Annotated in this window: 1 protein-coding gene; it reads right to left on the reverse strand. The window is 48.1% G+C overall.

Annotated features, from left to right (window positions below; translation table 11 throughout):
- Positions 1-811 (reverse strand): pilus (MSHA type) biogenesis protein MshL (locus R7190_RS26685; protein WP_318137773.1); only part of this gene is annotated, 811 nt, incomplete at both ends.

The following is an 811-nucleotide window of genomic DNA, read 5'->3' on the forward strand; positions in this document are numbered from 1 at the left end:
GGGCTTGAGAGCACATTTAGGTCGCCTTGCGTCGACATAAAGTTTAATACCGCCTCGAAGTTACCATCAGATATCGTAACGTTGGTTTGACCGCCAAGAAGCGTACCAATCGCATCTAATGGAGGCAGAGCAGAAGCAGGGCGATTAACAATGATACTTCCTGAGTTACCAATTGACGCCGATAAGTTCGACCAGTTAATACCTTGCTGGTAACCATCGCTGAGCGTGACTTCTAAGATTTTCGCTTCAAGGATCACCTGGCGCTGCATTCGTTCTTGAGACACACCCAAAAACTCACGCACTTCACGAATATCATCAGGGAAAGCTCGCACGGTGATCACGCCAGCTTGTGGCGTAACTACCACACTTTGGCCTTTACCCGAACCAATTAAGTTCGCCACCGCTTGTTGCAACATTGGCCAAAAATCACTTTCGGTGATGGTTTCAATGCGCGTTCCGCCTGTTGATGTCGTCGAGCTATCATTGCCGTTATTGCTGTTGTTGGAATCTGAAGAGTCTGAGCTGTCAGAGCTACCACCAGAATTGGACGTACCAGCCGAAGTAACGGAGCCCGTGACAATGCTCGTCAGTGAGCGACCTGAGCGTTTAAACTGTAGGTAGTCGACTGGAATCGTCACCGTACGCATACCTGCCGGATAAACTTGGATTACTTTGCCCGATTTCATGACATCGTAACCGTACATGTTTTGTACAACGCTAAGCACTTCATCTAATGTCACGTCAGAAAGGTTGACCGTGATATTGCCTTGAACCGCTGGATGAATCGCAACGCTGTATTCTGTCCCTTTTA

It is taken from the genome of Vibrio sp. 1078-1 (assembly GCF_033340475.1).